Source organism: Tenacibaculum sp. MAR_2010_89 (assembly GCF_900105985.1).
Taxonomy (GTDB): Bacteria; Bacteroidota; Bacteroidia; order Flavobacteriales; family Flavobacteriaceae; genus Polaribacter; species Polaribacter halocynthiae.
This window is the reverse complement of sequence record NZ_FNUB01000005.1, coordinates 1,407,429-1,430,462: the sequence shown is the minus strand read 5'-3', so window position 1 is coordinate 1,430,462 and position 23,034 is coordinate 1,407,429. Positions and strand designations below refer to the sequence as shown.

The following is a 23,034-nucleotide window of genomic DNA, read 5'->3' as shown; positions in this document are numbered from 1 at the left end:
TTTTAACTTTCTACTACCACTTTTCGGTAAGCATCTATAGTTGTGTAGAATGCTTTAGCTTCTTGCAAATATTTACTAGCAAATGCTTCAGTAGGTTGATTTTTATTAATTTGATATACTAATTCTGAAAATGAAGTTGATAACTCAATTTTCTTTGTTTCAACAAATACCTCATCAAAGTTTTTTATAATTCCTGCTTGAGTATTTGTCTTTTTACCTTCAGATGTTAGCAGTGCTTTTGCTGTATTTACGATAGCCGAATACCCATGATAAATACTATCAGACCATTGTTTTTCTTTAAAAGCCTGTGTTGCATTTTCTAATTTCTCTTCACTTTCAAAAAGTAAAGTTGCTATTAAATCTATTACTACACCAGCACATTCACCTACTCCAATTGCTTTTACATAGTTTTTATCATGACCCCAATCGATAAAATCATCTTCTTTTAAATTGGTAGTATCAGATAAATGTTTTAAAATATCATAAAAATATGTTTTTCCATTTCTATCATAGTATGCTAAGAAATCCTCATCTTCTTCTTTATTATCCTCAAAATCGTTTAATAAAATTCTTAATGCTTCCGGACCTCTTTTACTAGGTATTTTAACTAATTTATCTGAAAAACGACCTTCTCCATTTCCTACAATACCTCCACCAATTAACACTTGTAATGCTGGTGCTAATAAGTTCCCTACTTTTACAGACATTCCTTGAAAACCAATGTGTGCCATATTATGCTGACCACAAGCATTCATACAACCACTAATTTTTATAGTTACTTCCTTATTGTTAAGATATTCTGGATATTCAGTTTTAAAAACACGTTCTAATTCTGCCGCAATTCCTGTACTACTTGAAATTCCCAAATTACATGTATCTGTTCCTGGACATGCAGTAATATCAGCTGTACTATTATAACCTACTTCAGTAAATCCTAATTTTTGTAACTCTACATAAAAGAAAGGTAAAAACTCTTCTCTTACATGGCGTATTAAAATATTTTGTCTTAACGTAAAACGTAGTTCGTTTGCTGCATATTTCTTAATTAAATCAGCTAACAATCGTGCTTTATCTGTATAAAAATCTCCTAAATGAACTTTAACACCAACAGCATACAATCCTTCTTGCTTTTGTTTTATAACATTCGCTTGCTTCCATTCTTCATATGCTTTTTCATCTTCTATTGATACTGAAGGAACCTCTAAAGTTTCAAAAGTAATTTCTTGTTCAAATTTTGAAGTATCAATAGAGTACGATTGGTATGCTAAAGCCTTTCTTTCTGTTTCAACTAAAGTTAAAAACTGATCCAAACCTAAATCTTTTACCAAGAACTTTAATCGTGCTTTTGCTCTTTTAGAACGTTCACCATAACGATCAAACACACGTAAAACTCCTTCAATAGTTGGTATTAATAAATCAGCTTCTAAAAACTCATACATAACATCAGCATGACGTGGTTGAGAACCTAATCCACCCGCTAACAATACCTTAAACCCTTTTATTGTTTTTCCTCCAATAGTTTTAGTTTTAGCTATAAAACCTAAATCGTGCATAAAGCTTATTGCAGTATCTTCATCAGTTGCTGAAAACGACATTTTAAACTTCCTTCCCATTTCTTGACAAATTGGGTTACGTAGAAAAAATTCAAAAGTTGCATGTGCATATGGACTTACATCAAAAGGTTCATTGATGTCTATACCTGCTGTTTCAGATGCTGTTACATTTCTAACAGCATTTCCACATGCCTCACGTAATGTAATATCATCCTTTTCTAATTGAGCCCATAATTCTGGGGTTCTATCTAAGCTTACATAGTGAATTTGAATATCTTGACGCGTAGTTATATGTAACCTTCCTCTTGAATATTCATCAGAAACATCTGCTATTCTATGTAATTGCTCACTAGACACTTTACCATAAGGTAATTTAATACGAATCATTTGTACACCTAATTGGCGTTGACCATAAACTCCTCTTGCTAAACGTAAACTTCTAAAACGCTCTTCATCTATCTTTCCTTCTTTAAATAAACTTATTTTACGTTCTAATTCAAGGATATCTTTTTCTACAACAGGGTTCTCTATTTCTGATCTAAAACTTTGCATGATTTTTAATTGTTTGCTTATAAAAGCATTAATACTAGTTGTGTAATAATTGTTGTTTTACTAATAACTCTTCTTCTGTTTCTACATGATTATCATCAGGTACACAACAATCTACTGGGCATACTGCCGCACATTGTGGTTCTTCATGAAACCCTTTACATTCTGTACATTTATCAGGAACAATAAAATAATACTCATCAGAAACTGGCTCTTGAACCTCATCTGCATCTATTTGATCACCATTAGGTAATTTAACTGCTCCTTCTAAAGATGTACCTTCACTATACTTCCAATCATCAGCCCCTTCATAAATTGCTGTATTTGGGCACTCTGGCTCGCAAGCTCCACAGTTAATACATTCGTCTGTTATTATAATTGCCATTGCTTTATTTTTTTACTTAATAAAACCAACACCTGCTGTGTTGTTTGTTTTTGGATTAATAACTATAAATGCACCATTAGCTTTATTCTCTTGAAATTTATCAACAAAAAGCGGCTTACTTATTTTTAAAGTAACATTACCAATTTGGTTAAGTGATAATTCATTTGGTGAATTTTCTTCTCCTGAAAAATCAGTATGAATTAACGATGATACATCTGTTATTTTAGCTTGAGCATCATTTACACCATGCTTTATATAATATTTTTCTGATACCTGAAGTGGTTGTTTATCCATCCAACAAATAGTTGCTTCAATTTGTTTTACAACTTTTGGTTCTTCACCACTTTTAACCAACATATCTCCTCTACTTATGTTTACATCATCTTCAAGTGTTACAGTTATTGAACTACCACTTTTTGCTTCTTGATATTCATGATTAAAAAACTGAATACTTTTAACTTTAGATTGCGTATTAGAAGGTAATATAGTTACTTGATCACCTACTGCTAAATCACCTCCATAAAGTTTACCTGCATACCCTCTAAAATCGTGATATTCGTCAGTTTTTGGCCTTATAACACTTTGTATAGGAAAACGAGCTTGAGAACTAGTATTTACATTATCAGAACTTAAACTTTCTAAATGATTTAACAAAGGTTCACCTTTGTACCACTGCATCTTATCTGATGATTCTACCACATTATCACCTTTTAAAGCTGATAAAGGAATAAAAGTTAAGTTTTGATTTTGGTATTCACTTTTACTTGCTAAATACTCAATTTCACCTTTTATTTGGTTAAATTTCTCTTCAGAATAATCTACCAAATCCATTTTATTAATAGCAATTACAACATCTTTTACTCTTAATAAATTATTGATAAAGAAATGACGATACGTTTGTTCAACAACACCATTTCTAGCATCTACCAAAACAATAGAAGCTTGTGAATTTGATGCTCCAGTTACCATATTTCTAGTATACTCAATATGACCAGGAGTATCAGCAATAATAAAACTCGTTTTCGGTGTAGAAAAGTAAATATGTGCTACATCAATAGTAATTCCTTGTTCACGTTCAGCTACTAAACCGTCTGTTGCTAATGAAAAATCTAAATAATCAAATCCTCTTTGTTTACTTTTTTCTTCTATCGCTTGTAATTTATCTTCAGTTAATGATTTCGTATCGTATAAAATACGTCCTATTAAAGTACTTTTACCATCATCTACACTCCCTGCTGTTGCTATTTTTAGTACGTTCATTTTAGTATTTTTTAACTATTATTTTAAAATAGTTTATTATTGTTTTTTTAGAAATATCCTTGTTGTTTACGCTTCTCCATTGCAGCTTCCGATCGTTTATCATCTATCCTTGCTCCTCTTTCAGATATAGAAGAATCTCTAATTTCTTCTACAACTGTATTTATATCAATAGCATTAGATAATACTGCAGCTGTACAGCTCATGTCTCCTACAGTTCTAAAGCGTACCATGCGTTCTTCAACCTTTTCATCATCTTCTCGATAAACAACATCGTCCTCAGCCGACCAAATAAGTCCATCTCTTAAAAAAGTAGCTCTTTTATGAGCAAAATAAATAGATGGAATTTCAATTTTCTCTTCTTTTATATATGACCAAACGTCTAATTCTGTCCAGTTAGATATTGGAAAAACACGTACGTTTTGTCCTAAATCAATCTTTCCATTTAGCATGTCAAATAATTCTGGACGTTGGTTTTTTTCATCCCACTGCCCAAAATCATCACGTACAGAAAAAATACGCTCTTTTGCTCTTGCTTTTTCTTCATCTCTACGCGCACCACCGATACATGCATCAAAACCAAATTCTTCTATGGCATCTAATAACGTTTCAGTTTGTAACATGTTTCGGCTCGCGTACTTCCCTGTTTCCTCTTTTACTTTTCCTGTATCTATATTGTCTTGTACATTTCGTACAATTAACTCTACTCCTAACTCTTTTACTAAACGGTCTCTAAATTCAATCGTTTCAGGAAAGTTATGTCCAGTATCAATATGCATTAAAGGAAAAGGAATTTTTGCTGGATAAAATGCTTTTTGAGCTAGTCGCACCAATGTTATACTATCTTTTCCCCTGAAAATAATAACACTGGTTTCTCAAATTGCGCGACTACTTCCCTCAATATATATATGGCTTCACTTTCTAAAGCTCCTACTTTAATTATATTTGTATTCATAATCATATTTTTTATATATGTAAACCACACTCTCTATTACTTTCTACTTTAGTTGGATCAAAATATTTGAATTCATTTGGTAAATTATTTTCTTCCAAATAAGTATCCAACTCATTATCTGACCAATTATAAAATGGACTTATTTTTAACTTTCCGTCTTTACTTTTTGATACAATATCAATACTATCTCTAAAAGCTGTTTGACCTTTTCTTAAATTAGTAAACCAAACATCTGGATTATGCTCATCCATTGCTCTTTTAAAAGGCTCTAACTTTACTTGTTCCGTAAAAACTGTATGATTTGGATCTTCAATTGTAGGTAATCCTAAAGTAATATCTCTATGAGCTACGGTTTGCTTAGGCACATACAAATGAATATTAAGTTTTAAATTTGCTATTAACTCTTCTGCATGTTTATATGTTTGTGGAGTATTGTAACCTGTATCGCACCAAACCACCTTTACATCTTTTTTTAATGCTGCTACTAAATGTAGAATAGCACCTTCATACGGTCTAAAGTTTGTTGTTACCACTGGTTTAGTTGCCACAGACAAAGCCCATGCTACAATTTCTTGTGGTGACTTACCTTTTAATTGGTTATTTATTGCTGCTAAATCAATTGTTTCTATACTCATTTTTTACCCCATTTAATATTATTCCAAGCTCTTTCATGAAAAAAATACAATATCATTTTTGTTCCTAATTCAATCGCTCCTATAGAAAAAGCTGTTTTCACCTCTCCAGTTATTACCCAAGAAATAAGAATGGTATCAATCGTTCCAACTACTCGCCAACTAATTGATTTAACTATACTTCTTATAGGCTTTTCTGAACGCTTATCTGCGTTAAAATTTGCTTTATTTTCTATTATTTGTTCTACAATCATTTTAAAATACCTTTACCCTATCGGAATACTAGGTTTTAAGTTGACAAATATACATACTGATTATTAATATCAAAGAAAAAAATTAAATTTTTAACAATAAGATAATATTTGTAACTATCTAAACAAGATCAGCAAGTGTAGTATTACGTAATACTTGTAAGGTGTTATCTCTTACTTGAATCATTAATTTATGTACTGAACATGCATCCTCATCTGGGCAGTCGTCACATTTTTCATAATAATTCAAACTAACACAAGGAACCATAGCTATAGGACCTTCAAGAGTTCTAATGACTTCAGTCATTTTAATAGTACCTGCTTCTTTTAGCAAATAATATCCACCACCCTTTCCTTTTTTTGCTCCTAAAATTCCAGCTTTACGTAAGGTAAGTAATATACTTTCTAAAAACTTATGAGAAATATTTTCTTTTTCTGAAATAGTTGCTATTTGTACTTTACTACCAGGCTCTTGCCTAGCTATAAAAGTCATCGCCTTTATTCCGTATTTAGTTTTTTTAGAAAGCATATTACAAAAATACACTTTTACTTTTATTTATTTTCTAATTATTTAATGCTTGATTTAAATCATTAATAACATCTTCTACATTTTCTAAACCAATAGAACATCGTACCAAACCGTCAGTAATACCAACTTCTAACCTATCTTCTATACTTAATTTACTATGTGTTGTTGAAGCTGGATGTGTAACTATCGTCCTCGTATCTCCTAAATTCGCTGATAATGAACACATTTTTATATTATTCAAAAATTTTCTTCCGGCTTCAATTCCACCTTTAATTTCAAAAGCTACAATATTTCCTCCTAAACGCATTTGCTTCTTGGCTGTTTCATATTGAGGGTGTGATTTTAAAAAAGGATATTTTACTAAGTTTACTTTTGATTCTTTTTCTAAAAACTGAGCTACTTTTAACGCATTTTCGCAATGTTTTTCAACTCTTATAGCCAATGTTTCTAAACTTTTTGACAACACCCAAGCATTAAATGGAGACATTGCCGGCCCAGTATTTCTTGAAAAAAGATAAATTTCTCTAATCAAATCAGCTTTACCAACTGTAATACCACCTAAAACTCTTCCTTGCCCGTCTATTAATTTTGTTGCTGAATGAATAACTAAATCTGCTCCAAACTTGATTGGATTTTGCAAATAAGGTGTTGCAAAACAATTATCAATGATTAACAATAAGTTATGCTTTTTAGCTATAGCACCAAGTATTTCAAGATCTAAAATATCTACAGCAGGATTTGTTGGAGTTTCCGCATATAAAACCTTAGTGTTTGATTTAATTAAACTTTCAATTTTTTCAGGTTCAGAAATTTTAAAATAACTGGTTTCAATATTCCATTTAGGTAAATACTTAGTAAACAAACTATGAGTTGATCCAAATACTGACCTGCATGAAACAATATGGTCACCAGCATTTAATAAAGCTCCAAAAGTTGAAAACACAGCTGCCATTCCTGTTGCAAAAGCATAACCAGCTTCAGCACCTTCCATTGCAACCACTTTATTTACAAACTCAGTTGTATTTGGGTTAGAGAATCTACTATATAAATTTTTTTCTTTTTCTTCAGCAAAAGAAGCTCTCATATCTTCAGCATCATCAAATACAAAACTTGATGTTAGGTATAAAGGTGTTGAATGTTCAGAAAATTGCGATCGTTCTGTTTGTGTACGAATAGCTTGTGTTTCAAATTTTTTACTCATATTTATTTTTTTATAGATCTAAAATATTTTTGATCTTTTATATTTTAATGACGTTTAATGCCTAGTTATTGCTTTTTGTCAATCGTAGAATATCTCCAAATACTCCTCTTGCAGTTACTTTTGCACCAGCACCTGCTCCTTGAATTACAATAGGTTGTTCTCCATAAGATTCTGTGTAAATTTCAAAAATAGCATCAGATCCTTTTAAACTTCCTAAAGGAGAACTAACAGGTACAGAAACTAATTTTACATCTAACTTTCCTTTTGTTTGTGATAAATCTCCATATAAATCACCTATGTATCTTAACACATGATTTTCTTCTTGTTCCTCTTTTAATTTTTGAAAAATAGGGCTTAATTTTTCTAAGCTTGACAAAAACTCTTCAGATGATATTTTTCTGAATTCTTTAGGAATTAAATTCTCTATTGTAATATCATCAAATTCATTTTCTAAATCTAATTCCCTAGCTAAGATTAATAATTTTCTTGCCACATCATTTCCACATAAATCCTCTCTTGGATCTGGCTCGGTAAATCCACTATCTATAGCTTCTTGTAACACCTCTGAAAACTCTACCTTTTCAGATGAAAACTTATTAAACAAATAACTTAATGAACCCGAAAAAACACCTCTAATTCTTGTTATATTCTCTCCAGAATCATGCAGTAACTTTATAGTATCAATTAAAGGTAATCCTGCTCCTACATTCGTTTCATATAAATAATTTTTCTTATTAATATCTAGTGTTTTTCGTAACTTTTTATAAAAATCATATGATACAGTATTTGCAATTTTATTTGACGAAACTAAGTCAAAACCAGCTTCTACTAGTGGAATATAATTATCTATAAAACCTTTACTAGCTGTATTATCTACTGCTATTAAGTTTTCTAAATGATGTTTCTTAGCATAAGCTATTACAGCATCTACAGTTTGTAAATTGTTCTCACTATTTTCTAACTCTTTTTCCCAATTTTTGGTAACTCCAGTTTTTGTTAATACTACTTTTTTGGAGTTTGCTATAGCAAAAACATTTAATTGAACTTTACGTCTATCTAAAATAGCTTTAGCACTCTCTAAAATTTGATCTATTAACGTTCCACCAACCAATCCTTTTCCAAATACTGCTATATTTATCTTTTTTGCAACTCCAAAAACTTGTCCATGAATTACATTAACTGCTTTATGTAATTCTTCTTTTTTAACTACTAGACTAACATTTTTACCCGTAATTGTATTATTAAATAATAAAGGAACAATTTGATTTTTAATCAAGGCATTATAAGGGTGATGAAATTCACTCAAATCTTGTCCTATTATTGAAATTACTGAAACATCATCAATAATAGATATTTGATTCACGTCTTTAGATAATAAATCACTTTCAAATTCTTGCTCTAATACTTTAACTGCCTCTTCTGATTTATCCTTATCAACTACTAATCCAATGCCTCTTTCAGAAGATCCTTGCGAAATAATACTAACACTTATATCCTGGCTACTTAATGCTTTAAAAATACGAGCATCAACACCTACCTTACCCAATAAACCTCTTCCTTCAAAGTTTAGTAAAGCTACTTTATCTAATACAGATAATGATTTAATACCCTTAGAACTTGATTTAGCTGTGATTAAAGTTCCTTTATCTTCAGGGTTAAATGTATTTAAAATACGTAGATTTATATTTTTCTCTAACAATGGAATAATTGTTTTTGCATGTAAAATGTTTGCCCCAAAATTGGCTAATTCATTTGCTTCAGAAAAAGATAACTCTTCTATTTTTTTTGCATCTTCTACTAAATCTGGGTTTGCTGTAAATATTCCATCAACATGAGTATAGTTTTGCAATTCTTCAGCATCTAAATAATTTGCTAAGAGCGAAGCTGTATAATTACTTCCATTTCTACCCAGTGTTGTTGTTTCATTTTTTGTATTAGAAGCTATAAACCCTGTTACTATATTAACGGTAGTTCCATTAAATTCTTTGAAATGTTTTTTTACATTTTCTTTTGAAACATCAAGAACTGTTTGAGCATTACCCAAATTTTTATCAGTCTTTAATAATCCTCTAGCATCAGTAGCTTTAGTGTTAATTCCTTTTTGTTCTAGTAACTCAGCTACTGTTTTTATAGACAATAATTCTCCTTGTGCTAAAACTTCATCCTTTATTTTATCACTAAAATCTCCTAATAAACTTACTCCTTCAAATAGTTTTTCTAACCTAGTAAACTCTTTTGAAAAATCAACTAATGGTGTAATTTGTGACTGTTCATATTTAAATGCTTCTAGTTGTTCTAAATATGTTTCATTTTTTGATGCCTTAACTAATAGCTCTTCTAATGTATCTGTTGCGTTCCCTCTTGCAGAAACTACAACAGCCACCTTTTCTCCTTCATTAATCTTTTGCTCTATAATAGATACTACATTATGTATCCCTTCGTTAGATAAAGATTTTCCTCCAAATTTTAAAATTTTCATTTTTTTATTTTTTGAATTTTTATTGAATATTGGTTCAATAATTTTTTCTAATTGATCATGTTCCATCAAAAATGCATCATGTCCATGATCAGAATTTATTTCGTTATAGGTTACATTTGAATTTACTAATGCTAACTCTTTATGTGTTTCTCTATTTTCTTCCGCAGTGAAAAACAAATCAGAATCTACACCAACAATATGAATATCTCCTTCAATCGTTTCTAATACATTACTTCCTTTTTTACCTTTGGTTACATCAATTGTTTTTAACAATTGATTCATCAATTTATAAGAAGCTAACTGATAACGCTCTTGTAATTTTTTTCCATGGTGAAGTAACCAACTTTCTACATTAAAAATTTGTAGTTCTTCATTTTTAGATCGTTGAAAACGTTTTTTAAAAGATTCTGGTGTACGATAGCATAACATTGCATGCATACGAGCATCATGAACAGGGTTACTAGAATTTACTAAAAACTGCTCTTGTATTTGACAATTAGCAATTAACCAATCGGTTGATTTCCAATCTGTAGCTACAGGTATAAAATGCTCAGTTATTTTAGGATTTAAAACTACCATTTCCCATGCTATTCCACCTCCTAAAGAACCTCCTATTAAAGCAAAAAGCTTTTCTATTTTTAATAATTTTAATCCCTCTAAAAATATTTTAGCTATATCACGAGCTACAAAACTTTTATAATCGTCAATTAAAAAATCATCAAATCCGTTTCCTGGTATATTGAAACAAAGTATCGTATACACATTGGTATCTATTACTCTTTCATTTCCAACTAATTCTTTCCACCATCCCTCTTTTCCGGCTACATTGCTGTTTCCTGTTAGCGCATGGTTTATTAAAATCACAGGAGCAGTACCCAGTTTTTTACCAAACAACTGATAACTTAACGGTAAATTAGTAAACTGAGCACCACTATCTGTAATACAACTAAAAATAGTTAGGTGATTTAATTTTTCTTTAATACTCATGATTTCCTTTAACTTCTTTTTTAAACTAAATCTTCTTGAGGAATTTTAGTAAAAGCTTCTTTTAAATCAGTTTGTAAATCATCAATATTTTCTATCCCTACTGATAAACGAATTAAGTCTTTTGTTACTCCTGCATTTTCTTGAGCTTCTTCACTCAATTGCTGATGAGTAGTACTTGCCGGATGGATAATTAAAGATTTAGTGTCTCCTATGTTTGCTAACAGTGAAAATAACTTTGTAGTATTTGCTACTGTTTTTGCCGCTTCATATCCTCCTTTTAATCCGAAAGTTACAATACCACTTTGTCCTTTAGGTAAATATAAATCTGATAATGATTTATATTTACTAGTTGCTAAACCAGGATAGTTTACCCATGATACTTCTTCTTGATTTTCTAACCATTTAGCTAACTCTAAAGCATTTTCGCTATGCTTTTGAATACGAACTTCTAATGTTTCCAATCCTTGAATTATTTGAAAAGCATTTGTTGGACTTAATGCTCCTCCAAAATCTCGTAATCCTTCTAAAATTAATTTAAATGTATAAGATGCTACTCCTAATGCTTCATGATATACCAATCCATGGTAACCAGCTGAAGGTTCAGTAAACTCAGGAAATTTTCCATTTGCCCAGTTAAAAGTTCCAGCATCAATAATTGCACCTCCTAAAGAGTTTCCTTGACCTCCAATATATTTTGTAAGTGAATGAATTACAATATTTGCTCCATGTTCTATTGGATTTAATAATGCAGGTGTTGCTACCGTATTGTCAACAATAAAAGGGACTTCTGCTTTTTTTGCATATACAGAAATTCCTCTTAAGTCTAATACGTCTAATTTTGGATTCCCCAATGATTCAACAAAAAATGCTCTTGTATTTTCTTGTACTGCTTTTTCAAAATTTTCAGGATTTGAAGCATCAACAAATGTAGTTGTAATTCCTAATCTTGGTAATGTAACGCTTAATAAATTATAGGTTCCTCCATATAAACTACTTGATGCTACAATATGATCACCTGCTTTTAACAAAGTTAATAACCCTGTTGAAATTGCTGCAGTTCCTGAAGCAAAAACAACAGCTCCTGTACCGCCTTCAATAGCTGCTAGACGATCTTGTAAAATTTGATTTGTTGGATTATTTAAACGTGTATAAATAAATCCTAATTCTTTTAATGAAAATAGATTTGCTGCATGATCAGAATCATTAAAAACATATGATGTTGTTTGATAAATAGGAACAGCTCTTGTTCCACCTGTTTGTTTAACATCATGTCCTGCGTGCAACGCATTAGTTGCAAATTTTTGTGTACTCATTTTTCTTGTTTTTTGAGTTAATAAAAAAATTAAAACAAAAGCCAAAACACATCTTTAAAAGATGTTGCTTACTAGAAAAATGTTATTAAGAATTAAGATGTTTCTTGAATTTAGAAACTTCTCTTGGGTTATCTATCCGTTTATTATTACTTCTAAATTTAAAATGAAGTAATGTTTTGGTAGAATTTAGCACCTTCTTTGCATTGCGCAAAGGGTTGCTAAGGTTTCACAGGGTCTAATCCCTCCACCTTTCTTGATAACATCGTCAATAAGTGTTTGAACTTTTACGAGTACAAATATTTTAAAATTAATTTTTAATATCCTAACATTATTTTACTTTTTTTAAATAAAACAAAATAAAACCTACTTTTATCTCAGTTTAAAACTCATCTCAACAGGCAGATGATCAGACGATTGACCAAATTCTTTCAATACTTTTCCTTTTATATATTCTATCGTGTTTTTTGTGTAAAAAATGTAGTCTAATCGCTCAAAAGGATCTTTTGTATCAAAAGTCATTTCATATTTAGTATCTAAAAAAGCAGCATTACCAATATTTGGAATCTTAAAAACTTGTTTAATTAATGCATTTTTATATTTTGGATCACTATTAAAATCACCTAATAAAATTGTTGGGTTTGTTTTAGAATATTTTTTAAATAATTGTATTACTTTTTGTAATTGATTTCCTCTTGTTTTTTTATCAAAAGCTTCTAAGTGTACATTCATTAATACCACTTCTTTATCTTCAATAACTACTTTAGTTATTTGTAATAATCTATCTAAATAAAAAGCATCTCTATAAAAAGGGTTATCAGAAACCCTTTCTAAAACAACTCTTTTATATTCTTTTAATGGATACTTGCTTAGTATAGATTGTCCAGAAACTACTTTTCCAAAATGCATGCTTGGTGGCCAATACGGAAAAGGTAAATAGCGTTCATCCCAATTAACACCTCTAGCTACGTAATTATATCCTAATTTTGCTATTTCTTCTTCTTGATTAACTTCATATGAACGTGAAGCATTGTAATCTATTTCTTGAAATGCTATAATATCTGGATTCACATTTTTTATTTCCTTAATAACTTTCTTCAAATTAGTATCAAATAGTTCTTTTGATTTAGCTACTGCTCTATTATTTGTCATTCCGCTTAAATATCCAATATTATAAGTTACAATACTATATATAGAATCATTATCTTTTATTGTAGAGTACTCGTTTTGAAGCAATTCAGCATAACTAGATTTCTCTTTTGTTGAAGAAGATGCCCAATAAAAGAAAATTATAAAGATTACAGTTAATAGTAATACAAGCTTCAAAAGAAAGGATAAAAAGCGTTTCATAAAGATGTTAAAGAGTGTTAATATTTCTACCAAATTTAAACCTTTTTATGATTGATTAGTCATAGATGTGTAATTAAAATTTAAATAAAATGAAAAAAATAATAGGGTTTTTAGTTTTTGTAATAAGCATCTCCACTTCTGTAAATGCACAAAAAGAAAAGAAAGAAAGAATGACAGTTGAACAACAAACTGAATTAGCTGTTAAAAAAATGGCTTTAAAGTTAGATTTGACGGATTCTCAACAACGTAGAGTAAAACCTTTACTTGCTGAGCAAATTAATGAAAAGAAGGAATTACGTTCTAAAAGAAAGGCTATGAAAGAAAGTGGTAAAAAACCTTCTGCTGATGAACGTTATGCAGTTGCTAATAGTAGACTTAACAAGTTAATTGCTTTTAAAACAGAAATGAAAAGTATTTTAAACGAAAAGCAATATGAAAGATTTGAAAAAATGACCGCTAAGAAAATGCATAAAAGAAAGAAGAAAGCTAAGAAAAAAATGCACAAAAGAAGTAATAGACATTAATTAGTAGTAGTAGTAGTAGTAGTAGTAGTAGTAGTAGATAGGTTTGATTAACCTGTGATTAGTTTTTAAAGCTCGGTTATAAAACCGAGCTTTATTTTATTAAATTATTTTTTTCCTAGTTCTATTGAAATTGGTTTTCCTGTTTGATTATTAAGTTCTAAGTCAATCACCCAAAACTCTTCAACTAACATATCAGTATTTTCATATGTTACTATAAACTCAAAAGAACCTGAAATTTTTAATTTTGCTAGCTTTCCTTTTGTTTCTTTCTCAAAAGATTGTTGCGTCCAGTTTACAAAGTTATTCCCAACTTTATTACTATATGAATCTATTTTCAATAATTCAAATTCATTTATAATAGTACTTGGAGTATCTGGATTTATTTTTGTTTCTATATTTATATAGGTATTATTATAAGGAAACCTTACTTTAAAATAGCTTGATACAGTTTTATCTAAATTTTCTTGATAGCTCATTTCTTTAGAGTCTATTAATTTAGAAAAATTAGCAAGTAAATCTTTTACTTCTGACGATTCTCCAATCATATAAGTTGGTAAATTTGAAGTTTTTAAAACTTTCAACTTACTTGTTAACCCGATTAAAATGTTAGTTTCAATTTGAAATTTTGCAATTTTTTTAGCTTTACTTGAAACTTGATTAACTTCTAAATAATTTTTAATTTGTTTAGCCTCTTCTTCATTATTAAATAACCACAATAATTCTTCTTCATTTAAACTCTTATCAAGTAATTCATTTATTTTATTTGCTAAAATAGTTGAAGAACAATCATTTCCTTGACAATCTACAGGTAAAGAAATGCCTTCATTTTGTTCATTCAATCCTTGCTCTTGAAGTGTAGTATTAATTCCATCTGGTGATAGAGTATTAATTTCACTCTCACAATTACTTAATGCTAATGGCATGCTTAAAAAAAGTATTCCTTTGCAAATATTTACAACTAATTTTTCTGTCTTTTTTTTCATTTTTATTTTTTTTCGGCAAAACTACAAACAAAAAACACAGAGTAAGTAAGCCAACGACTTACTTTTGGTAAGTCATTGGCTTACTTTTTAAAATATTTTTATAAACTAACTATTTATTCTTTAAACCATCCAGAATACTTTACGTAATTATTTGCTATCCTATCTATTTCTCCAGAAATAAGCTCTTCTGAAATATCTTTTACTTTTTTAGCTGGTACCCCTGCATAAATACTTCCACTTTCAACTCTTGTGTTTTTTGTAACAACTGCTCCAGCAGCAATAATTGAATTTGATTCTACTACACAGTCATCCATGATAATACTCCCCATTCCTACCAAAACATTATCATGAATTGTGCATCCATGAACTATAGCATTATGACCTATTGATACATTATTACCAATAGTTGTTGGTGATTTTTGATAAGTCGCGTGAATTACTGCTCCGTCTTGTATGTTCACTTTATTTCCCATTTTTATATAGTGTACATCTCCACGAATTACCGCATTAAACCACACACTACATTCTTTACCTATTTGTACATCTCCAACTATAGTAGCATTCTCTGCCACATAACAATCATCAGGTATCTGTGGATATTTTCCGTTTACTGGTTTTATAATTTTCATTTATTTAAAATATGATAATAAGTTTGCTTTTTTTGTTGATGATACTGTTATTTCTTTTCCATTAGAAACAACAATACTCCCTCCTTTACCTTTTTTATATTTTACAATAGCATTTACGTTTACCAAATACGATTTATGTACTCTAGCAAATGTGTATTCTTTTAATATTTCTTCAAAATGTTTTAATGTTTTGCTTACTAATTTTTTTGTGTTTGCAAAATATATTTCTGTATAATTATCATCAGCTTTACAAAAAAGAATATCATTTACATCTATTACTTCAAAACCGTCTAACTGTGGAATTGTAATTTTCCCAGATTTAGTAATTTCTTTAGGAGTCAATACTTCATTTTCAAGTGCTATCTCTTTTTCTTTTATTTCTGTAACATGATTTACTGCCTTTATCAATTCATCTATTGATATAGGCTTTAATAAATAATAAGAAGCTTGATTATTTAATGCATCTATTGCATAATGATCATAGGCAGTTACAAAAATAGTTTCAAAGGTTCTATCTCCAACTTTTTCTAACAAGTCAAAAGCATTTCCATATGGCATTTCAACATCTAAAAACACTAAATCTAACTCATGCTTCTGAATTAGTTCATACCCGTCTTCAATATTGCTTGCTTCTCCTAATAGCTTTACATTTGGACAATACTTTCCTATATAATTTCTAAGTATATCTCTACTTATAGCTTCATCTTCTACAATGATGGCATTTATTTTCATAGCTTAATCTTTTTTTAATATTAATTCGACTTTTGTACCTCTTCCATCAGCAAAATTATCAGTTACATTTACTGATATTTTATCTTGATACATATCATTAAGAATGCCTATTCTATTTTTTATAGTACTCATTCCTTTTGACTTTTGCTTTAGCTGATTTTTTGTTTTCATTTCCATTGACTTTTGTCTACCCACACCATCATCTTCAATGTTTATCATTATGGTATTTTCTGTTTTCTGATTCATAGAAATAATAAGATTCCCTTTTTCTTTCTTATATCGAAGCCCATGCCATATAGCATTTTCAATATAGGGTTGTAAAAGCATTGGCGGGATAGAATACTTATCTAAAGGAATTTTTTCATCAACAGAAATAGTATATTCAAATTTATCTTGGAATCTATTATGTTCTAACTTCACATATAATTGTAAAAGTTCAATTTCTTTTGAAAGTGGTATAAAATCTTCATCAGAATTTTCAAGTACAGAACGCATTAGCACTGAGAATTCAGATAAATATCGATTAGCACTTCGTTCATCATTTACAGCTATAAAACTATTAACAGAATTTAGTGCATTAAAAATAAAATGCGGATTCATTTGCGAACGCATTGATTTCAAAGCAAGTAAATTATTGGCTAATTTTTGCTGTCTTATATTTCTATACATATAATAAACAAGTAAACTAATTAACAACATACCTCCTAATAAAGAATAAATTATTATTTCTTGTCGCTTATTACTTTCTTCAACTAATTGTTGATCTTTATATGCTAAATTTATTTTACTATCAGAAAGTTCTTTATCTTTTTCTAAACTTGCAATTCTATTTTGGTTATCGAATATTCGTTTACTAAATCTTTTTACTTGCTGTATTTCTTGTTCCTTTTTTATATATAAAGTATCTACTAATTTCACATAATCTTGGTAACTTTTTAAAGCTTTTGTGTAATCACCTACAGTTTCGTGTATTTCAGATAACTTCCTTGTTGCATCTTTTTTTATAATTAAGTCTTCACTTTTATCAGCATCATCAATACTTTTTTCTAAAAAAGCTATTGCCTCTTGATAATTTTCTTTTTGAAGATATGCATTTCCAATTTTATAATTTATTTTTTGTGAAGTTATTGAGTCTACAAGTGTTTCTTTATCTTCTGTTTCTATATTAATATCTTTTGCCTTTTTTAAACTCTCTTTTCGTAATTGAATTTCATCATCAAACCGACCAGATTTATTATAAAAATCAGCAACTTTTTGTTCTTCTTTTAATGATCGCTTAATATTTTCTTTATTAGCTAACTGCAATGAATTTTGAAATAAAATATCTGCTTTTTTTATTTTACCTTGTTCAGCAAACACTTCAGCTAATTTTGAATTTAAGTCTGTTACTTTAGGAGTTATTAAATTTTTCTTTGCAATTATTAATGCTTGTTTATAGTTATATTCTGCCTTTGTAAAATTCTTTTTCCCTTTAAAAACATCACCTAAACCTTCAAATGCAGTTAACTTCTCATAAGCACTTAACCTTCCTTTTAAACTTTTTAAATAAGATTGTTCGCTTTCAGAATACTGCTTATTCAAAGACTCAACTTTGGCTAGTTCTAATCGAACTTTAGCACTTTCTTTTTCTTTTAAGGATGCTTTATAATTTTCAATAGCTAAATCATATTGTTTCCAATACAAATAAATATCAGCCAACACCTTAAAAGAAGCACTTCTTCTTGACTTAGACTCTACCTCTTTTAATGTTTTTTCTATGAACGATAAACTTTTATCTATATTTTTTTTCTTATAAAATTTAGCTGAATCAAGGTATTCATTGTATGAAGATTCTCTTTTTCTCTTTTTGAGAGATCTAGGATTTTTTAAAACCCTACTAAACACTTTTTTATCTATAGTGCTTTCTACCTCTATCCGAATATCATCATTACCCTGAATAGTATAATGCACAGTATTAAAATCGGAATGCCTTACTATTAATTCATCTCCTTTTTTAGCTTTTATTTCATATCTGCCTTTTATTGGAGAATATTTATAAAAAGAACCATTAACCATCACATCAGCGTTAGGTATTGATTTCTTACTTTCTATATCAACTACTTGTACTTTTATAATATAATTTGCACTTTTTAATTGTTGAGAAACTAGTGTATGAGTTACTAAAAAAAAGAGTACTATTTGTATTTTTTTCCACATTTTTATATGATTTCCTTTTTAAAGATATTTAAAATTGTAAAAAATATCTGTCCTATTTATTAGAAAAAAGTTTTACCGAAAACTTACAGTAGTTCTTTTTACTTTTAATATGATGTAAACTTATCATCAAAAAACCAATAAAAAAAATGCTTCTCCTCTTAAAATAGGGTTTTTCCCTGTGATTTTTCCTTATTAACTAAATTAGTTATCCCGTTTACTCATTAAAAAAGGGCACATACTCATTCTTCTTTTTATTATGAAAAAGTTGGTAGTAGTTTTACACTATCAAAAAACAATAAATCATTATGAGGACTATTTACATTTTACTTCTTCTTTTTATTTCAACTACAAGTATCAGTCAAATAAATACTAATGAAAGACCACATATTAATATTACAGGAAAAGCTGAATTGGAAGTTAGTCCTGATGAAATTCACATTGATATTTGTTTACAAGAACGAGTAGAAAAGGGTAAGAAAATCACTTTAGGAGAACTAGAAAACTCTTTAAAAAGGGAATTACAACTCATTAATATCCCTAGCAAAAATTTATCTATTTCTGACGTTAACTCTATAATTTCAAAAACTGGTTGGTGGACAAAAGAAATACTTTCAATTGGTAAATATACTTTAAAAATAGCTGGGGCTCAAAAATTGAAACAAGCCTTTAAAATTTTCAAGAAATTAAAGATCACTGAAGCTTCTTTAACTAAAGCTACGCATTCAAAACTTGCAGAGTATAGAAAGAAAAATAGAATTAATGCTATTAAAGCAGCCAAAGAAAAAGCTGATTATTTACTTAATGCTATTAATGCTAAAACAGGTAAACCAATTAAAGTAACAGAAATTGAACAAAACCATCAAAATTTTGCACAAATTAACTATGTAGGTAATTCTAATTCATACAATTCTAACATTTCAAAAATTAAAAGCTACAGAAACGAAACTGTTCAATTTGAAAACATAAAACTTGTTTCTACAATCCATGTGATTTTTGAAATTAAATAATAGTAATTCAACTCCAAACTTTTAATCTTTTTATAAACTTAAAAACAAAAAATTATGAGAACTTATGTATTAAAAGTATTTCTATTAATTCATTTATTAACTGGTATAACCAGCTATGCTACTAATAACCCAATTATTAAAAATGATAACAAAAAACAAACTGTTAAGGTTGCTTTATTATTAGATACTAGTAATAGTATGGATGGTCTTATTAATCAAGCAAAAGCACAACTTTGGGAAATTGTCAATGAACTTTCATATGCAAAATGTAGAGGAAAATCGCCTAATTTAAAGATTGCTTTGTATGAATATGGAAATAGTAGATTATCTGTAAAAGAAGGGTATATCAAACTAGTTTCAAAATTTACAAGTGATCTAGATGAAATTTCTGAACATTTATTTTCATTAACTACTAATGGAGGAAGTGAATATTGTGGTCAAGCAATCCAAACTTCCATAAATGAATTAAAATGGGGAGAAGATAAAGGTGATTTAAAAATGATTTTCATTGCAGGAAACGAACCTTTTACTCAAGGTAAGGTTAACTTTAAAGACGCTATAACAGATGCTAAAGAAAAAGACATTACTATAAATACTATTTTTTGTGGAAATTATAATCAAGGAATTTCTGGAAGCTGGCAACAAGGTGCGCATTTAGGTGGTGGTGATTATATGACTATTAATCAAAATAAAAATATTGTACATATTGTTACACCATACGATAATGACATTATAATTTTAAATAAAAAACTTAATAAGACTTACTTATATTATGGTAATAAAGGAGCTTCAAAGTATGAAAAACAAGCGAAACAAGATACTAATGCAGAGGCTTTAGATGAAGTCGTTGTTGTAAAAAGAGCTGTTACTAAAAGCTCTAAATTATATAACAATGCCTCTTGGGATTTGGTAGATGCTTCAAAAGATAAAAACTTTTCATATAAAAAACTAAAAAAGAAACAATTGCCAAGTTACTTACAAAATAAATCTACCCAAGAAATTAAAAGTTATGTAAAAAAACAACATGCTGAGCGTAAAGAAATTCAACTTAAAATTCAAGAATTAAGTAAAAAAAGAAAAAAATTTGTTGCAAAAAAACAAAAGGAAAACAATAAAAAGAATGAATTAGAAAGTGTTATAATAAAAGCTATTAAAAAACAAGCTAAAAAGAAAAACTACTCATGGTAGTGATAATCGGGGGATTATTAAAAAAGCGAAGTATATATTATACTTCGCTTTTTATTTTATTGTAACAATAAATGTTGTCCTATACTAATTGTATTATCTTTTAATCCGTTTACTTCTTTTAGCTGTTTTACACTCACATCAAACTTTCTAGCAATTGAAAATAAAGTATCTCCTTTTTTAACTTTATAATAATTTCCTACAGTTTTAACTGGTGTATATTTATTTTTTTTCTTTGGAAGTTTCATATAATCATATTTTGATAGGTTATACTTTTTTATAATACCTATCAATTTTTGAGGATACCTTCTATCCGTTGCATATCCCGCTCTTCTTAAACCATATGCCCATGCTTTATAGTTTGTGTGTTTGTATTTAAACAAACTCGCATATCGCTTTCTTGATGTTAAAAATTTTGAATGATCTTCATAGGATGTTTCTGGATATTTATATTTTCTAAAACATTCTCCTTTTTCATCATCATCATGTGTTACTCTTTTTCCTTTCCAACCTCTATGACACTTTATTCCGAAATGATTATTTGAACGAATTGCAAGAGGACTTCTACCACTCCCTGACTCTAGTACTCCTTGGGCAAGTGTTATACTTGCTGGAATATTATATTCATACATTTTTCTTACCGCTATCGGAGCATATTTTTCAATATAAGCTACAGTATGATTAGTAGTTGTTTTTCTTACTTTTTTTACTTGTTCTAGTTGTGGTATATCTGGTACATTTTCTGGTGTTTTTTCTAACACTACTTGCTTTCTATTAGAATTAACTACTCTTTTTTTAGAGCCACAACTTGTTAAAACCAATGTACTTATTATAAGTACTAAACTTATTTTTAATTTCATATATACCTTCCTAAAAATCTTTATTTTATTAATGGTTTCTTTTTTTTCTTTAACCTTTCATTTATGCCGGTTATACCTTGTAAGCCTCCTGTATGGATTGCTATTATTTTACTACCCCTCTTAAATTTGTTTTTAGAAATCATATCTAAGAGTCCAAACATCATTTTTCCAGTATAAATAGGATCTAAAGGAATATCTGTAGCATCTTTAAATTGATTAATAAATGTAATTAATTCGTCATTAAGCTTTCCATACCCACCAAAATGATACTTACTTTCTATGCTCCAATTATTATTCCTATTTGATAAGTTAATAATTTCATTAATTAAAAAGTCGCCTTTCAAAGCTGGAAATCCAATTATTTTTTGAACGGAATATGCTGAATTAATCAATCCCGAAATGGTACCACCAGTACCTATTGCACAACAAATATAATTGAATTTTTCATCTTCTGAAGTCAAAATTTCCTCACAACCTCGAATAGCTAATTCGTTAGTACCTCCCTCTGGAATTAAATAAAACTCTCCAAACTCGTCTTTTAAACTATCAATAAAACTTGCTGCGGTTTTATTCCTATAAACTTCTCGAGAAACAAATTTAAAATGCATTCCATTTTTATGAGCATGCTTCAGAGTTAAATTTGTTTGTAAAACTTCTTTTAAATTAATTGCAAGTTCATCTCCTCGTATAATTCCAATTGAGTTTAAGCCTGCTAATTGAGCAAAAGATGCAGTTGCAGCTATATGATTAGAGTATGCACCTCCAAAAGAAAGTAACGTTTTTACTTTTAACCTCTTAGCTTCTTCTACATTATACTTTAACTTTCTAAATTTATTTCCAGATACAAAAGGATGAATCTCGTCTTCTCTTTTAATAAAAAGTTGGATACCTTTTTCTTCTAAAACAGGTAATAGTACTTGTTGATTTCTTGTAACTACTGAATTAGTAAGCATAAATTATTTCCAAAAATCAATATCAAAAACACTTCCTTTTATAATACCTGTATATGTATTACTCCAATAAATATCTCCATTTTCTAACTCAACAAAAACTCTGTAATGCCCTTCAGGATAAGTTGAAAAATCAATTTTTAAAGATGATTTATTCAGCCCCTCAAACGATTTGATTGATTTTTGTTTTAGTTCACTTGAACTATATAATTTAGTATTTAAAATAGACGAATAATCTACATTCAAAAACTCTTTGCTTACTATAGCCTTAACTATCCATACATTTTTTATACTAGATGTCGATTTTACACTTAAAAAGGAATTGGTAGGTATTGGATACATTGCCACGGCACTTCTTTTTGTATAAATATTGGGGTTCGCTATTTTCCCTGTAACATTCCCCATAAGGTCTACCAACTCAAGTCCTGTAGTAATTTCAATTGTCTTTGGTTCGTTTTTAATTTCTTCATCTTTAGTACATGAAAAAATAATTAGAAGGAGAAAAAATAAAGAAAATCTTTTCATAGTAT

General features: G+C 29.1%; 20 protein-coding genes, 1 pseudogene and 1 riboswitch. Of the genes and pseudogenes, 3 read left to right on the top strand and 18 right to left on the bottom strand.

Translation table 11 applies throughout. From position 1 onward, the window contains the following. Nucleotides 1-2: 2 nt before the first annotated feature. The 11 genes and pseudogenes from BLV71_RS09825 to BLV71_RS09775 all read right to left on the bottom strand — a co-directional run bounded on the left by BLV71_RS09825 (nt 3) and on the right by BLV71_RS09775 (nt 13,438). Nucleotides 3-2,105: a HEPN domain-containing protein gene (locus BLV71_RS09825; RefSeq protein WP_093870378.1), complete on the bottom strand. Its 2,103-nt coding sequence runs from the start codon at nt 2,103-2,105 to the stop codon at nt 3-5. A 34-nt stretch (nt 2,106-2,139) separates the two neighbouring features. After that, the gene (locus tag BLV71_RS09820) at nt 2,140-2,487 is read right to left on the bottom strand and encodes a 4Fe-4S dicluster domain-containing protein (protein WP_093870377.1); all 348 of its coding nucleotides are present in this window, start codon (nt 2,485-2,487) and stop codon (nt 2,140-2,142) included. Nucleotides 2,488-2,499: 12 nt separating this feature from the next. Then, complete coding sequence (locus tag BLV71_RS09815) at nt 2,500-3,747, bottom strand: sulfate adenylyltransferase subunit 1 (RefSeq protein ID WP_093870376.1); 1,248 nt, start codon at nt 3,745-3,747, stop codon at nt 2,500-2,502. 47 nt (nt 3,748-3,794) lie between these two features. After that, nucleotides 3,795-4,699: pseudogene (cysD, locus tag BLV71_RS09810) on the bottom strand (sulfate adenylyltransferase subunit CysD). An 11-nt stretch (nt 4,700-4,710) separates the two neighbouring features. After that, nucleotides 4,711-5,334, bottom strand: a complete 624-nt coding sequence (locus BLV71_RS09805; RefSeq protein ID WP_176974384.1) for a phosphoadenosine phosphosulfate reductase domain-containing protein — start codon at nt 5,332-5,334, stop codon at nt 4,711-4,713. After that, a complete protein-coding gene (locus tag BLV71_RS09800) occupies nt 5,331-5,585 on the bottom strand; it encodes a DUF2061 domain-containing protein (RefSeq protein ID WP_093870375.1) in 255 nt (84 codons plus the stop codon). The genes BLV71_RS09805 and BLV71_RS09800 overlap by 4 nt, the downstream gene beginning before the upstream one ends. A 118-nt stretch (nt 5,586-5,703) precedes the next feature. Further along, nucleotides 5,704-6,111, bottom strand: a complete 408-nt coding sequence (locus BLV71_RS09795) for an RrF2 family transcriptional regulator (RefSeq protein ID WP_093870374.1) — start codon at nt 6,109-6,111, stop codon at nt 5,704-5,706. Nucleotides 6,112-6,145: 34 nt separating this feature from the next. Next, on the bottom strand, nt 6,146-7,312 hold the full coding sequence (locus BLV71_RS09790) for a trans-sulfuration enzyme family protein (RefSeq protein ID WP_093870373.1): 1,167 nt from the start codon (nt 7,310-7,312) through the stop codon (nt 6,146-6,148). Between the two features lie 61 nt (nt 7,313-7,373). Further along, nucleotides 7,374-10,772 (bottom strand): bifunctional aspartate kinase/homoserine dehydrogenase I, encoded by a 3,399-nt coding sequence (gene thrA / locus BLV71_RS09785; RefSeq protein ID WP_093872002.1) that lies wholly within the window; start codon nt 10,770-10,772, stop codon nt 7,374-7,376. A 26-nt stretch (nt 10,773-10,798) separates the two neighbouring features. Beyond that, a complete protein-coding gene (locus BLV71_RS09780) occupies nt 10,799-12,091 on the bottom strand; it encodes an O-acetylhomoserine aminocarboxypropyltransferase/cysteine synthase family protein (protein WP_093872001.1) in 1,293 nt (430 codons plus the stop codon). A 125-nt stretch (nt 12,092-12,216) separates the two neighbouring features. After that, nucleotides 12,217-12,354, bottom strand: a riboswitch (SAM riboswitch). A 106-nt stretch (nt 12,355-12,460) separates the two neighbouring features. After that, nucleotides 12,461-13,438 (bottom strand): endonuclease/exonuclease/phosphatase family protein, encoded by a 978-nt coding sequence (locus tag BLV71_RS09775; protein ID WP_093870372.1) that lies wholly within the window; start codon nt 13,436-13,438, stop codon nt 12,461-12,463. Between the two features lie 89 nt (nt 13,439-13,527). Between BLV71_RS09775 and BLV71_RS09770 the strand changes: the two genes are divergently transcribed. After that, nucleotides 13,528-13,962, top strand: a complete 435-nt coding sequence (locus tag BLV71_RS09770) for a hypothetical protein (protein ID WP_093870371.1) — start codon at nt 13,528-13,530, stop codon at nt 13,960-13,962. A gap of 104 nt (nt 13,963-14,066) precedes the next feature. On the opposite strand, the gene BLV71_RS09765 is transcribed toward BLV71_RS09770, so the two are convergent. The 4 genes from BLV71_RS09765 to BLV71_RS09750 all read right to left on the bottom strand — a co-directional run bounded on the left by BLV71_RS09765 (nt 14,067) and on the right by BLV71_RS09750 (nt 18,502). Further along, complete coding sequence (locus BLV71_RS09765) at nt 14,067-14,945, bottom strand: hypothetical protein (protein ID WP_093870370.1); 879 nt, start codon at nt 14,943-14,945, stop codon at nt 14,067-14,069. A gap of 113 nt (nt 14,946-15,058) precedes the next feature. Beyond that, nucleotides 15,059-15,574, bottom strand: a complete 516-nt coding sequence (locus tag BLV71_RS09760; RefSeq protein WP_093870369.1) for a gamma carbonic anhydrase family protein — start codon at nt 15,572-15,574, stop codon at nt 15,059-15,061. Next, entirely contained in the window at nt 15,575-16,306 is a 732-nt protein-coding gene (locus BLV71_RS09755) for a LytR/AlgR family response regulator transcription factor (RefSeq protein ID WP_093870368.1), read from the bottom strand. A gap of 3 nt (nt 16,307-16,309) precedes the next feature. Next, nucleotides 16,310-18,502 (bottom strand): tetratricopeptide repeat-containing sensor histidine kinase, encoded by a 2,193-nt coding sequence (locus BLV71_RS09750; protein WP_093870367.1) that lies wholly within the window; start codon nt 18,500-18,502, stop codon nt 16,310-16,312. Between the two features lie 305 nt (nt 18,503-18,807). On the opposite strand from BLV71_RS09750, the gene BLV71_RS09745 reads away from it, so the two are divergent. Further along, nucleotides 18,808-19,509, top strand: a complete 702-nt coding sequence (locus tag BLV71_RS09745; protein ID WP_093870366.1) for an SIMPL domain-containing protein — start codon at nt 18,808-18,810, stop codon at nt 19,507-19,509. Between the two features lie 54 nt (nt 19,510-19,563). Then, entirely contained in the window at nt 19,564-20,697 is a 1,134-nt protein-coding gene (locus BLV71_RS09740; protein WP_093870365.1) for a vWA domain-containing protein, read from the top strand. Between the two features lie 56 nt (nt 20,698-20,753). Here BLV71_RS09740 and BLV71_RS09735 read toward each other — a convergent pair whose 3' ends face one another. The 3 genes from BLV71_RS09735 to BLV71_RS09725 are packed head-to-tail and all read right to left on the bottom strand — an operon-like array spanning nt 20,754 to nt 23,029. Continuing rightward, the gene (locus BLV71_RS09735; protein WP_093870364.1) at nt 20,754-21,554 is read right to left on the bottom strand and encodes a glucosaminidase domain-containing protein; all 801 of its coding nucleotides are present in this window, start codon (nt 21,552-21,554) and stop codon (nt 20,754-20,756) included. A gap of 20 nt (nt 21,555-21,574) precedes the next feature. Next, nucleotides 21,575-22,507, bottom strand: coding sequence for a 1-aminocyclopropane-1-carboxylate deaminase/D-cysteine desulfhydrase (locus BLV71_RS09730; protein WP_093870363.1), 933 nt, complete (start codon nt 22,505-22,507; stop codon nt 21,575-21,577). A 3-nt stretch (nt 22,508-22,510) separates the two neighbouring features. Beyond that, a complete protein-coding gene (locus tag BLV71_RS09725) occupies nt 22,511-23,029 on the bottom strand; it encodes a hypothetical protein (protein ID WP_093870362.1) in 519 nt (172 codons plus the stop codon). Nucleotides 23,030-23,034 lie beyond the last annotated feature (5 nt).